The 13,021-nt window shown below is 57.4% G+C and carries 11 protein-coding genes; 3 read left to right on the top strand and 8 right to left on the bottom strand.

Annotated features, from left to right (window positions below; all coding sequences use genetic code 11):
- Positions 1-316: 316 nt before the first annotated feature.
- The 6 genes from RB620_RS23465 to kynU form a co-directional block, all read right to left on the bottom strand.
- A complete protein-coding gene (locus RB620_RS23465; protein ID WP_308098639.1) occupies positions 317-931 on the bottom strand; it encodes an acetate uptake transporter in 615 nt (204 codons plus the stop codon).
- 138 nt (positions 932-1,069) lie between these two features.
- On the bottom strand, positions 1,070-1,717 hold the full coding sequence (gene msrA, locus RB620_RS23470) for a peptide-methionine (S)-S-oxide reductase MsrA (protein WP_374121453.1): 648 nt from the start codon (positions 1,715-1,717) through the stop codon (positions 1,070-1,072).
- A complete protein-coding gene (locus tag RB620_RS23475; RefSeq protein WP_308098642.1) occupies positions 1,717-2,568 on the bottom strand; it encodes a patatin-like phospholipase family protein in 852 nt (283 codons plus the stop codon). The genes msrA and RB620_RS23475 overlap by 1 nt, the downstream gene beginning before the upstream one ends.
- 308 nt (positions 2,569-2,876) lie before the next feature.
- Positions 2,877-3,515, bottom strand: coding sequence for an arylformamidase (gene kynB / locus RB620_RS23480; protein ID WP_308098644.1), 639 nt, complete (start codon positions 3,513-3,515; stop codon positions 2,877-2,879).
- Between the two features lie 34 nt (positions 3,516-3,549).
- Positions 3,550-4,398: a tryptophan 2,3-dioxygenase gene (kynA, locus tag RB620_RS23485; protein WP_308098646.1), complete on the bottom strand. Its 849-nt coding sequence runs from the start codon at positions 4,396-4,398 to the stop codon at positions 3,550-3,552.
- A 34-nt stretch (positions 4,399-4,432) separates the two neighbouring features.
- Complete coding sequence (kynU, locus tag RB620_RS23490) at positions 4,433-5,719, bottom strand: kynureninase (protein ID WP_308098648.1); 1,287 nt, start codon at positions 5,717-5,719, stop codon at positions 4,433-4,435.
- A 161-nt stretch (positions 5,720-5,880) separates the two neighbouring features.
- Here kynU and RB620_RS23495 point away from each other — a divergent pair, with 161 nt between their 5' ends.
- The 3 genes from RB620_RS23495 to ald all read left to right on the top strand — a co-directional run bounded on the left by RB620_RS23495 (position 5,881) and on the right by ald (position 9,488).
- A complete protein-coding gene (locus RB620_RS23495) occupies positions 5,881-6,495 on the top strand; it encodes a TetR/AcrR family transcriptional regulator (protein ID WP_308098650.1) in 615 nt (204 codons plus the stop codon).
- A 34-nt stretch (positions 6,496-6,529) separates the two neighbouring features.
- The gene (locus RB620_RS23500) at positions 6,530-8,221 is read left to right on the top strand and encodes a PucR family transcriptional regulator (protein WP_308098652.1); all 1,692 of its coding nucleotides are present in this window, start codon (positions 6,530-6,532) and stop codon (positions 8,219-8,221) included.
- Between the two features lie 118 nt (positions 8,222-8,339).
- Complete coding sequence (ald, locus tag RB620_RS23505) at positions 8,340-9,488, top strand: alanine dehydrogenase (RefSeq protein ID WP_308098654.1); 1,149 nt, start codon at positions 8,340-8,342, stop codon at positions 9,486-9,488.
- A 23-nt stretch (positions 9,489-9,511) separates the two neighbouring features.
- On the opposite strand, the gene RB620_RS23510 is transcribed toward ald, so the two are convergent.
- Entirely contained in the window at positions 9,512-11,107 is a 1,596-nt protein-coding gene (locus RB620_RS23510) for a response regulator (protein WP_308098656.1), read from the bottom strand.
- A complete protein-coding gene (locus RB620_RS23515; protein ID WP_308098658.1) occupies positions 11,082-12,944 on the bottom strand; it encodes a sensor histidine kinase in 1,863 nt (620 codons plus the stop codon). Before RB620_RS23515 ends, RB620_RS23510 begins: the two co-directional genes overlap by 26 nt.
- Positions 12,945-13,021: the final 77 nt, after the last annotated feature.

Raw genomic sequence — 13,021 nt, forward strand, 5'->3', positions numbered from 1 at the left:
TACATCGATTTTTACAACACTCGGCGGATGCACAGGAATCTCGGAAAACGCTCTCCCGCCGCATTCATGGCCTGGGCCAAAACGAAGCTGCCCGCAGAATTGGAACCATACAACCGAGTCGTGTAGCCAAGAAAATGGACGAAAACTTGCGATATTTAAAGTAATACTGCAAGAAACCTTCTCTACATGGGCAAGTCTCCGGATTTAGGGGGTCTAACCGGTATTTGCAATTTCAAACACGCAGGGACTGTCCCCAAGTACGAAAAAGCCGTCGAGATGCACTCGGCAGCTTTACGTTCGCTTTGCACGACCGTACTTATTTTTTGAAAATACGAAGCGGTTTCCCGATCGGCAGAAACTCGCGTTCGAAATGCGTGTTGAGTACCGCCGCCGCCGAACCGTAGAAGCTGAGCAGCGCGATGCCGAGTTCCGCCACCGCCGCGACTTGATGCATGAAATCGGCCGCAATGCCGAACGAATCGAACGTCAGGCCGAGGAAAAGAAAATCGATCAGCACGAAGATCATGAACAATACTTTGTTCGTCTCCACCGCTCCGATGGTCATAAACAACGTAAAGATGAGGTAGCCTAGGAAAGCCATTCCAAGCTGATGTTTATCGACGCCTGCCGCCAGCGCTTCGCCGAACACGCCCTGCTGGATCATCCACGACATGGCGACCGCGAACCAGAAGAACGCATATCCGCCGAATGCCGTCGTGCCGAAAGTGTTGCCTTTCTTCGCGTCGTGGATGCAGGCGAATAATTGCGCGAACGCTCCGAGGAAGATCGCCCACGGGATAATAAACGAGGTGCCGTCCGTCCAGCCTAACTTCTGCGACGAGGCGACGAGGGTGACCATGGCGAGGCCGAACAATCCGAGCGCGCTCGGGTCAGCCGTCGCGATACTGACTTGCTGATGTTCCTGTTTCACTTGCAATCTTGTTCTCCTTCGATGTCGATCTAAGATGTATGAAAACACAACAGACTTCATAGTAGCACGCCGGAAGCCTCGAAGGAGAGGTCAATCGTGAAGGAATTGTGGCAACTTTGGCACTGCCGTTGTCCCTCCCTACCAGCGGATCCCCGAGATCGAGGCGAGCAGGTCGTCGCGGTCCGCTTCCGGCAGCGGCCATGAAGCGATCTCGGTCTTGAGTCGTTCAAGATTCGTGTACCCCTTGGCCAGCCCGTTCAGCCTTGCCGCGATCGTCGTGTCGGCCCACCCTTCGGGCCGCGACGGGAACAGGGACTCCAGCGTGGCCACGGCGTTCGGATACCGTTTTACATAATATTTTTGATGCCGCTCCTCCGCCGAATAAAACCCGGCATACGGTATAATTTCCGTATCCGGACGGCCAAGACCCATGTCACTGCGACGCCGCAATTCCGCATCGATCGCTACTTTCTGGCTATCGTCATGGTAGAAGAGCAGCGACTGGTATTGCCTGCCCTTATAGCCGTTCGTGTTGTAGGGATTATGGTTGTCCCAGAATGTTCGAAGGATATGCTCGTAGGTGAGAATCGTTTCATCGAACTCGACCTGCAGCGTCTCCGTATGATTTCCGAGCTCCCGGTAGGTCGGGTTCAAGCTGCTGCCGCCCGCATAACCTACACGCGTGCGAACGACACCCGGCAACGCCCCGAACCTCGCCTCCGGTCCCCAGAAGCAGCCCATCCCGAAGGTGGCGCTGCAGAATTGGGAATCCGACTGGAACGGCATTAACCCATCCACGCCTTCAGCTCCGGCAGCGTGCGTTTCGCGTCTTCGTATCCTTGCTCGTACAACGCGCCAAGCTTCTTCGGATCCCGCTCCATCCGGCCGACCGATAGCGTCTCTGTCGGACGAATGATGAAAGCCGCTCCTCTGCGCTCCTGTTCCGCTATGTAGGCGAGCGTTTCGTTGTAGACTTCATGCCTGCGCAGCATTGTCTCCACGAGCTTCGGATAGTTGCCGTACGCGCGGCGGACCATCCAGGCCATCCGGTTCGGCGATTTACGGTATGATTCGTTCCGCGTCAGGATGAGGATGTTGCGCGCGTTGCCGTCCTTCTCCGCTTTCCTAAGCGGGATCGGATCGGACAAGCCGCCGTCCAGCAGCTTCCGTCCCCCGAATTCAACGATCCGCGCGATAAATGGAAGCGAGCTCGATGCCCGTAGGAGCGTTAGCAGGTCGAAGCCGGGCTCCCCTCTTTCGTAATAGACGCTTTCCCCCGTCTCGCAGTCGGTCGTCCCGACCACGTACCGTTCCGCGCTCGCTTCGAATGCCCCATAATCGAACGGAACAAGCCGGTTCGGAATCTCGTCGAAAATAAAATCCATCCCGAACATCTCTCTCTTCTTCCAGAGGTTGCTCCAAGAGATATAGCGGGGATCGCTGACATAATCTACGTTTACGGTCAGGTTGCGGCCGGCCTGCCTGGACAAGTAGCTCGCCCCCATGCATGCGCCGGCCGACACGCCGATATTGTAAGGGAAATAAAGGTCGTGCTCCATCAAACATTCGAGCACGCCTGCCGTATAAACCGCCCGCATGCCCCCGCCTTCCAAAACTAATCCGATTGTTTCCGCCACCTTGCAACTCCTCCCGCCATCATCGATCTGATCCCTAGTATACACCTACGGCGCGCAAACGGAGAAACGCCAATCGGACTAAAAAGAGGAAGAACATCCCAAATCAGCGCGACAATTGTTCGATACATGAACTCTTTCGGCCGAATGGACACTTTTGAGTAATTTAGGTACGTTTCGCGGATCTGCAGCGCCCGGCGAGCGCATCAAAAAACCAGCCCCCCGATCAAAGGAGGCTGGTTTCAGCTGGTTACCGGCTGGTTTTCCGCTGGTTTTCGATTTGCGAGGAGCGAGCTATAGCTTGAGGCACCTTAAGCCGGATCGGCGTCCAGCGCCCGAAGCGCGGCGCGCACAGGGCTGCCGTCAGCTTCGACGAGCGGCAGCGGAAGCGCCGCCAGCTCGTAATCGCCGGGAGCGATGTGGTCCAGGACAAGCCCTTCCAGGATGTGAACCCCGTACTTCGCGAGCGCGTGATGCGCCGGCAGCTCCTTGCTGTCCAGCGGATCGACCGAAGGCAGATCCAGACCGATCAGCCGGATGCCAAGCTGCGATAAATATGCCGCAAGCCCGGGCTCCAAATGAGGAATGGCCGCCGGGAACGCGCTACGATCTTGCCAAGCATCCGTCCGGATCAAGAGTCGTCGGACTCCCGACAGGTTCATTCCAGCGATGTCGTCGATTCCGATCCGAGTCCGCCCCGGCAGATGCACGACGCGCGCATGGCCGATATACAAATCGAGGTCGAGGTCGATGACCCGTTTCCCCCGATCGTCAAAATGATACGGCGCGTCGATATGGGTGCCGGTGTGCGTACTCATGACGACTTGGCCGACGTTGACGGACCCGCTGTCCTCCATCTTCCAAGACAAGCTGAAGGCGAACGGCGTGTCGCCCGGCCAGACCGCAATGTTCTGATCCAGCGGCTGCGAGATATCGATCCATTTGCCCATAACGATTCACCTCCTCTCAAAAAAATAAATTGTATTACAGCTTCGTACGAAGACTCCACAGCTCCGGGAAGAAATGCTGATCCAGCGCCCGCTTCAAATACGTGACGCCCGACGAACCGCCCGTCCCCGTCTTGTGGCCGATGATCCGCTCGACGGTCGACATATGGTTGAAGCGCCAAAATTGCTGCTGGCTTCCGATATCGACCAGCTTCTCCGCCAGCTCGTATAGATCCCAATGCTCGTCGACGTTGCGATAGACGGTCACCCAAGCTTCTTCCACGCTGGCATTCGGTTGATAAGGCTGCGACCAATCGCGGTCCAGCGCTTCCGGGTCGACCTTGAGGCCTCGCGCCGACAGCGCGAGAATCGCCGAATCGTAGAGGCTCGGCTGATGCAGCGCTCCCAGCATGCGCCCATGCAGCTCTTGCTCGTGCTGGAACACGGAGAGCATTTGGGCGTTTTTGTTGCCCAGCATAAATTCGATCAGCCGGTTCTGATGCGACTGGAAGCCGGACGACTGGCCGAGCGACTCCCGGAAGCCCATATATTCGGCCGGCGTCAGCGTGGAGAGGACGCTCCAGGACTGAATTAATTGCTGCTGGATGCGCGACACGCGCGCGAGCATTTTGAACGACGGCTCCAGCTCGCCCTTCCGGATCGAGGCGTTCGCGGCCTCCAGCTCGTGCAGGATCAGCTTCATCCACAGCTCGCTGGCTTGATGAATAATGATAAACAACATTTCGTCGTGGTGTTCAGAGCAGCGATGCTGGCTGGACAACACCTTATCCAGATGAAGATAATCGCCGTACGACATCGCTTTGGAGAAATCGGTGCGAATCCCCTTTTCGAGCGTTTCGCTTTTGTTTGCTTCCTGTTCGTTCATGCTGCTTCGCCCCTCTCGCGGTTTCTTTCGTTCCTTAAGCTACGACCTCGCGTTCGTTCGAAAACCGCTCGTACTGCTTCTCGGCCATGATATCCTTCAAAATCCGCACGACTTCCCATACCTCCGCGTAGGTCGAATACAGAGCGACCGGCGCCAGCCGGATGATATTGGGCGCACGGAAGTCCGGGATGACCCCGTTTTGCTTCAACGCCTTGCAAATCCGCGCCGCCTCCGGATGCTCGAGGCTGACATGGCCTCCGCGACGGACATCGTCCCGGGGACTTCCGATGAAGAAGCCGAAGCCGTCCAGCTCGCTGTCGATTAACGCCATCAAATATTCGGTCAGGCCGAGCGACTTGCGGCGGATCGATTCGATGCCGGCTTCCGCGAACATCTCGAGCGAGCCGAGCAGCGGCGCCAGGCTGAGCACATGTGGCGTGCCGATCTGGAACGCGCCCGCCGACTCCGCCGGCTCCAGCGTATGCGCCATGTCGAACTGCTTCTCCTTCTTGGAGCCGAACCAGCCCGCGAGCCCCGGAAGCGTACCGAAATGGCTGCGGTTCACGTACAAACCGCCGACGCTGCCCGGCCCGCCGTTCAAATGTTTATAATTGCACCAATACGCGAAGTCTACGCCCCATTCACTGAAAGCATGAGGAACGGCGCCGACGGAATGGCAGCCGTCGAAGCCGATCGGGATGCCCTTGCGGCGCGCTTCCTCCGTCAGCCGCTTCATGTCGAGAATTTGCCCGCTCCGGTATAGCACGGTTGGCAAAACAATAAGCGCGACATCTTCGGTCATCGCTTCAATAATGTCGTCTTCCTCCAAGAAGCGGCCGTCACGGCTCTTCACGCGGATCAAATGCGTGTCGGGATCGCACCCGCGCGCGCGAAGCTGGCTTTGCAGCGCATATATATCCGAAGGAAACGTTAATTCGTCCGCCAATATTTTGGTACGAATGCCCTCGGGTTTATAAAAGCTCGATACAAGCTGATGCAGATTCACCGTCGTGGACCCCGTCGCGATCACTTCCTCCGGCGATGCCCCGACAAGCGGCGCAAGCATCTCTCCCACTTGCTCCGACATCGTAAACCATGGGTGGTTGCCCTGCATCCAGCCGTCGATGCCGTGTTCTCTCCAATCGGACAGCGTCTCCATGAGAGCGTGCTCTGCCCGCTTCGAGAGAAGCCCAAGCGAATTGCCGTCCATGTAGATCGAATCGGATTTGAGGTAAAACTCTGCCCGAAACCGGGAGAGCGAATCGGCTTGATCCATACGCTCGGCGTATTCTCGCGTCGATCGAAACGAACTTGCCTCCATATGCGAACCCCCGTTTTCTCGTCAGTAGTGTTGATGAGGAGATCATATCAATGAATATGACATGACGTCAATATTATTCGCCGCGGACAAAAGTGTAGATTTTTCATTGCCCGGTCGTGCCGATAATCGGTTAAAATGTAGGAAGCAGGAGGGGAAACGGAATGAGCAACGTCAAAACCGAAGACAAGCGGCACTTGCGCTCTGCCGCGACGCGGCGGAAGGTGCTGGAAGCGGCCAAGGCCGTCTTCCTCGAGGAAGGCTTCCAGAAGGCGACGATCGCCCAAATGATCAAAAAAGCGGAGGTCGGCTACGGTACCGCCTACGTTCATTTTCAGGGGAAAGAAGACTTGCTTCGCGTGTTAATGGAAGATGTCATGGAGCAATTCTACCAAATCGCGGCCATCTCCTTCACTCCGAAGACGAGAGAGGAGGCGGAGCGAACCATCCACTATCAAACCCTCTCCTTCCTAACTATGGCGGAAGCCGAGCGGAACATGATGCAAATCTTCGAGCAAGCCATCGGCGTTTCGCCCGTCATCTCGGACAAGTGGAAAACGATCCGCGAGAAGTTTATCGAGCGGATTTCGCTCGACATCGGTTATTCGCAGCGGCACGGCCTCGCCAGGACGGATGTCGACTGCGACATCATCGCGCGCAGCTGGTTTTTTACGAATGAAATGTATCTATGGGAAATCGTGAGGGACGAGCATAAGCGCCCTGTGGAAGAAATCGCGGCAACCATTACGGCGCTCTACACGAGAGGGCTGTATCTGTAGCACGGCAAGGCATTCTCTCCAGGAAGAAAGCGACGTGTTGGCATTGAACGAAGACGAACAATTGACCGTCCAAGACATTATGGACAGGCCCGCCTTCCGGCATGCTTATCTGGCGGCGGGCGCGCAGGGGCTGCGGCGTCAGGTGCGATGGGTCCATATCATCGAAGTGATCCAGTTCGAGGAGCTGCTGCAGGGCGGCGAGATGATCTTGACGACCGGAGCCGCGTTCAAGACGGATTCGGGGCTGTTCACCGCCTATATCGATCAGCTGGTCAAGCGGGGCGTCGCCTGCCTCTGCATCGAAATGGGTCATTACATTACCTCGGTCCCGGAAGCTTGGATCGACTTGGCGGAATCACATGGCCTGCCCTTGATCATCTTCCCGCAGGCGGTCCGGTTCATCGACATTACGCAGGACGTCCATGCGCAAATCATTAATCAGCATCATCATGCCCTTCAGCAATTAGAGCGGATCTCGCGCGAGTTCCACCGCATGACGTTAACGTCGCAAGGCGTAGGGCAGGTGCTTCAGCTGCTTCAGAACAGCACCGGCGCGCAAGTCGTCTATCTCCCGTCGGATAACGGGCAGCCCCACTTCGTTCCGCATGCCGCCGGCCCGAAGGCCGCGAGGTGGCTGGAGCTGCTGGAGGGACGGCCGCTTGACAGCTTGCAGGCCGGTCCCTCCCTCTTGGAGGCGGACGGCCAAACGGTCATCATTCAGCCCGTCGGAGCAATGGGCAAAACATGGGCGCATCTCGTGCTCGCCTTTCGGCGAAAGCCTCGGCAGCAGGACTATTTGATCCTCGACTCGGCCTCCCTGTCCATCGCTCAAGATCTGCTCCGCAGACGGTATATCGAGGAACGGAAGCTGTATTCCCAGACGCTGTGGGTCGACGACCTGCTCCATCTTCGGCTTCGGGACGAGGAACAGATTAAGGCGCTCGTCGGAACGGATTTCAAACGGTTTAACGAGCTGACCTACCGCGTCTGCCTGATCGAATTCGAGCATGAGCGCGGGAACGGCGGCGGGAATCGCGAAAGCTCCGAGACCGGCTTCGCCTCGGGCTTCGGCGAAGGCGACGAATCGTTCGGCATTCATCTGTCGCTGACGGTCCGCTCGGTGTTCGAGCAGCACGCGTTCCTCCCGCTCATCACTCTCCAGAATAACCGGCTGGTCGTGATCGCCTTCGACCAAAGCCCGTCCAAGCCGGCCAAGGAAAGGCTGCGGCGCGTGTTCGGGTCGCTGCGGGAGCTGAAGTCCGGCGAAGGCGGCAAGCCGCCCGTCATCGGCGTCGGACAACCGAATCGCGGCTTCAGGCAAGCGTACGCCAGCTATCAGGAAGCGATTCACGCGATTTCGCTCTCCTCGACACTGCGCGAAAGCTGCCTCTTCTTCGAAGAGCTCGGCGTGTTCCGGCTTCTGTTCCATATCGCGGACAAACAAATGCTGGAGTCGTTCGTCCGAAGCTGCCTCGGGCCGCTGATCGACCACGACCGGGCGAGGGGCAGCGAGCTGCTTCGCACGCTTAAGGTGTACCTCGACCATGATGGCTCCAAACAAATCGCGGCGCAGCGGCTGTTCATCGTCCGGCAATCGCTCTATTACCGGCTCGACCAGATCGAGGAGCTGCTGGGCGCCGACTATATGGAACCGGAGAAGAGACTCTCGCTTCAGGTGGCGATCCGAGCCTACCAGCTTTTGAACCCGGATCAGAAGCTGGTGTGAAAAAACATCGTCAACTTCCCTTACATTTTGTCTAGTGGATCGAAAAACGATTTATTTTACACTTGGAGACAAGAAAAATAAATCCTTTTTATGGGATTCAGAAGAGAGGGCGATTGGCATGATCATCGGCGTACCCAAAGAAATTAAAAACAACGAGTACCGCGTGGGCATGACACCGGGCTCCGTGCTTTCCTACGCGAAGGCCGGCCATGAGGTGCTGGTGGAAAGCGGCGCGGGCGCCGGCATCGGCTTCCCGGATGAGGCGTACGAGCAAGCGGGGGCCAGAATCGTGGCTTCGGCGGACGAAGCTTGGGCTGCGGAGATGGTCGTCAAGGTGAAGGAGCCGCTGCCGCGGGAATACGGCTATTTTCGCGAGGGGCTGATCTTGTACACTTACCTCCATCTGGCTCCCGAACCGGAATTGACGAAAGCGCTTGTTGATCGCAAAGTGACGGCCATCGCCTATGAGACGATCCAGCTCGACAACGGCAGCTTGCCGCTGCTGACGCCGATGAGCGAGGTAGCCGGCCGCATGTCCGTCCAGATCGGCGCGCATTTCCTGGAGAAGGCTCATGGCGGCAAAGGTATTCTGCTCAGCGGCGTGCCGGGCGTCGAGCCGGCCAAGGTTACGATTATCGGCGGCGGAATCGTAGGCACGAACGCGGCCAAGATGGCGCTCGGGCTAGGCGCGGAGGTCAGCATCGTCGACGTTAACCCGGATCGGCTTCGCCAGCTGGACGACATGTTCGGCGGACGCGTGAAGACGCTTATGTCCAGCCCGTACGCCATCGCCGAAGCCGTACGCCGGGCCGATCTCGTCGTCGGCGCTGTACTAATCCCTGGCGCACGCGCGCCTCGTCTCGTGACCGAGGAGATGGTGAAGACGATGAGCCCCGGCTCGGTCATCGTCGACGTCGCGATCGATCAGGGCGGCTCGATCGAGACGATCGACCGGATCACGACGCACGACGAGCCGACTTACGTGAAGCACGGCGTCGTTCACTATGCCGTCGCGAACATGCCTGGCGCCGTGGCTCGCACGTCCACGATCGCGCTTACGAATGTGACGACGCCTTACGGGCTGCAAATCGCCACTAAAGGCTACGTCCGCGCCGCGCTCGACAGCAAGGCGATCGCGCGCGGCGTCAACGTCGTCGCGGGCCGCGTCGCGTACAAAGCAGTCGCGGAATCGCATGGATACGAGTCGGCGAATATCGATACGCTGCTGCTTGGCGGAGCGCCCGCGCTTGAGGCCGCTCGCGGGTAAGCCGCTAGAAATTCAGCCCCTCCTCACTTCTTCAAATCGCTGGGAGCTGCGCCCCAATATTTGCGGAACACTTTGGCGAAATAACTGATGTCGTGATAACCTACGGCAGCAGCCGCATCGTATACCTTGGTGTCTCCGAGCAGCAGCTCCTTAGCCCGTTCCATCCTCCTTGTAAGCACATAACTCGAATACGATTCTCCCGTTTCTTTCTTGAACAGACGGCTCAAGTAAGAGGAATTCACGTACATCTGCTCCGCAAGGGTATGGAGGCTCAGGTCGCCCTCCAACATCCGGTCCACGGTCTCGACGATTTGTTTCACCAACTGATGGCTGGAGCTTTTTCTTTCGTTTTCCAGATAGGCGGCAATATGCACGATGACCCTTTTGGCCCACTCCACGATCTGATCTTTGGACACCAAAGTTCCGAGCGATAGAAAAAAAGCATAGTCATTTGACAATACCTTCTGCACGGGCCATCCCTGAGACTGGATAATGCGGGTGAACACGCCGCTCAAATAAAGCAGATGCTCATACACAAGCTCGGAAGAATCGGCATGCGCGTACGCCTTCTCCACATAACGATCGATCAAAGCGTTCGCTTTCGCCGCTTCTCCGGTATAAACGGCAATCTCCAGCTGCCTCTCGAAATCCGAATCGAGCAGGATGGACCGTTCGCTCTTCCTGACTTCCGGATAGGGAATCGCGATGCCGTTCCCGTAGATCGCCCGTTGCCGGAGCGCCTGGCAAGCCTGCTGATAGGATTGCGGCACTCCGGCGAGATCCCCCGCAGTTCCCATGCCGGCGCTTGCCGTAAGCTTCAAGCACTCCTTAACCACGTTAAGCAAACGCGTCAACCTTGCATTGATCCGCTTGGCCATGTCGCTGTCCGTCTCGTCTAGCCGACTCACGAACAACAAGACGGTCGAACCGTTCGCGTCGTTAAATACCCATCCATCCGCGGGCGGCATTACTTCCTTGGCTATACGCTCGAGCGAAAACTGCAGAAGCGGCATATCCCTCGCCGAGAACCGGGTTTCCGCCTCAGGCAGCGGATCGATCTCGCATACGGATACCGCGTAATTTAAACCATCCCGCAGCTCCAGCTCCAATTCGGCGGAATGCTTACGCAGCTCCCAATCCGCGTAACGGTTCGAAACCCAGCCGCGCAGGAAATCCTCCTGCAGCTGCGGCAGTCTAACGCGCCACATCCGCTGAAGCTCGATCAGATTATGTTTCTCCGACAGCTCCTTCCGGATTTCATCCGCAACCTCCAGAACGGTGCTTAGTACCTCCTCCTCCCCTGCAGGCTTAAGCAAATATCTCGTAACGCCCAGCCCGATCGCCCGCTGCGCATACCCGAAATCGTCATGCCCGCTCAAAATAATGATCCGAGTCCCAGGCTCGCGCTCCAGGACGGCTTCGGCCAAGGTGAGGCCGTCCATCTCCGGCATCTCGATATCGAGCAGCAGAATCTCAGGCATCCGCCGCTCCAGGATGGCCAGCGCGTCTTTGCCGTTCTCGGCGATCGCCACGACCTCGATCCCGTGCATCTCCCACGGAATATTGTTCGCGAGACTGTTCAATATGCGGATTTCATCTTCGACGATCATCAGATTCATGCGACACTTCCCCTTCCCATTCGCTCCGGCAACGATCGGCCGGCAGATCGATGCACGCGGTCGTGCCCGCGCCTTCTTCGCTGTCGATGGTGAACTCGGCGGTATCGCCGTAATACAGCCCGATTCTCGACTTCACGTTGCGCAATCCGAAAAATTCGCCGTTCCGCTCTGCGTCGGCGTGCGTCTCCCCGCCGCCGTAGCCAGCCAGCGCGGTACGAATGCGCTCCATTCTGTCCTCGCCGATCCCCTTGCCATTGTCCGATACGGTCAGGATCAGCCTATCCCCTTGAAGTTCCGCCGATATCCGCAGCTCGCCGTCCCGCTTCTTCTTCTCCAGCCCATGTAGAATGGCGTTCTCGACCAGCGGCTGCAGGATCAGCTTGAGAATATACAGCCCGCCGCTGTCCGGGTCGGCATCGTACCGAACGGTGAACTGCCCGACGAACCGAAGCTGCTGCACGCGGATATAGTAGCCGAGATGGGAGAACGTTTCCTCGACCGTGAACGCTTCCCGTCCTTTGCTCAAGCTGAGCCGGAAAAACTTCGAGAGGTTCAGCACCATCTCGCTTATTTCTTCGGCATCGTAATTTTTGGCCGACCAATAGATGGAATCGAGCGTGTTGTACAGGAAGTGGGGATTGATCTGCGACTGCAGAAACTTCAGCTCCGTCTTCGTCAGCCGAAGCTGCTGCTCGTAGATGTCCCGAATCAAGTGCCGCTGCTGCTCCACCGTCTGGTTGAACGCGTCGGTCAAATAACCGAGCTCGTCCTGCCGGTTGTTGGCGAGCTTCGTATCCAATTTCCCCAGGCGCAGCTGCCTCATCCCGGACACCAGCGAAGAGATCGGCGACGCAATGCCGCTGTAGACGAGCCAGGAAATCCATACCGCAAGAAGACAGCTGATTAAAATGATCCAATACGAAAATATTTCGAGCGGCTTCGATTTCTTATAGATTTCGCGTTCCGGCTGCTCGAGGATCAGCGTCCAGCCAGTGGAAGGCGAATCGACGCGCACCACCATGTTCCTTTGCTCCGATCCCGGCGCCTCCCTTACCGTCAGGCTCTGTTCGGACAAATTTGTCATATCCATCCTCCGGTCGGCCGGCGCGTTTGTCACGATCAATCTTCCGGCATTGTCGAGCAGGTAAACATGCGAACCGGCGCTGGGCACAAGGCTCATCAAATAACCGAGCAGCTTGCTCTTCGGCACGGACAGCATCAGGACGTTATTCCCCTTCTCCCGGCTGTACAGATCCATCCGTTGCATGAGCACGATCTGGGATTCGTTGTAGACGGGATCGGCCCAGCCCATTAGCGATTCTTCATGGCGGTCCGGGAGATACAGGATATACGAGCCGCTTGCCCGCACAACGTCGCGGTACCACTGCTCCTCGGCCGCCTGGGGCCTATGGAGCGAGCCGATGCTGCTCGACAGCAGCCTCCCTGTGTTGCCGTGATAGATGGCCACGGAAGACAAGCTCGGATTCACCGCTGCGATATTCGAAATTTCCTCCATTACTTGGGAGAAATCGATCAATGTTTCCGTCGACAGGGTTTCCCCATCGTCATGATTCAGCAGTGAAGTCAGACTGCGATCCGTCGAAAGCAGCGTCGACAAGCTTTTGACCCCGCCTATCGTCAGGTCCACATATTCAAGCGCCGAGCCCATCGCGCTCATCGTCCGTTCGCCGAGCTCCTGCTCAAGAATCCGCTGCGAGCGGTCGTTGGCGAACAGGCTGAAAGAGATGAGCGGCAGCAGAATCATGATGAAATAACAGGTCAACCTGAACTGGATGGACTGCTTGAACAAGTCCCGAAAATCGCCGAGCCGCTTCATCTCCATACCTCCACAAGTTGCCGAATAATGCGATTATAACCCGCTGTGCGCATGGCGGATAGCGGAAATGGCGCTCA

The organism is Paenibacillus sp. LHD-117, assembly GCF_030929555.1.
Taxonomy (GTDB): Bacteria; Bacillota; Bacilli; order Paenibacillales; family Paenibacillaceae; genus Pristimantibacillus.

Excerpts from the sequence above, each read along its gene's own strand:
- RB620_RS23495 (WP_308098650.1), top strand. The coding sequence starts at position 5,881 with ATGAGCAACGTCAAAACCGAAGACAAGCGGCACTTGCGCTCTGCCGCG.
- msrA (WP_374121453.1), bottom strand. The coding sequence starts at position 1,717 with ATGCCGTTCCAGTCGGATTCCCAATTCTGCAGCGCCACCTTCGGGATG.
- kynA (WP_308098646.1), bottom strand. The coding sequence starts at position 4,398 with ATGAACGAACAGGAAGCAAACAAAAGCGAAACGCTCGAAAAGGGGATT.
- kynU (WP_308098648.1), bottom strand. The coding sequence starts at position 5,719 with ATGGAGGCAAGTTCGTTTCGATCGACGCGAGAATACGCCGAGCGTATG.
- RB620_RS23515 (WP_308098658.1), bottom strand. The coding sequence starts at position 12,944 with ATGAAGCGGCTCGGCGATTTTCGGGACTTGTTCAAGCAGTCCATCCAG.
- kynB (WP_308098644.1), bottom strand. The coding sequence starts at position 3,515 with ATGGGCAAATGGATCGATATCTCGCAGCCGCTGGATCAGAACATTGCG.
- ald (WP_308098654.1), top strand. The coding sequence starts at position 8,340 with ATGATCATCGGCGTACCCAAAGAAATTAAAAACAACGAGTACCGCGTG.
- RB620_RS23510 (WP_308098656.1), bottom strand. The coding sequence starts at position 11,107 with ATGAATCTGATGATCGTCGAAGATGAAATCCGCATATTGAACAGTCTC.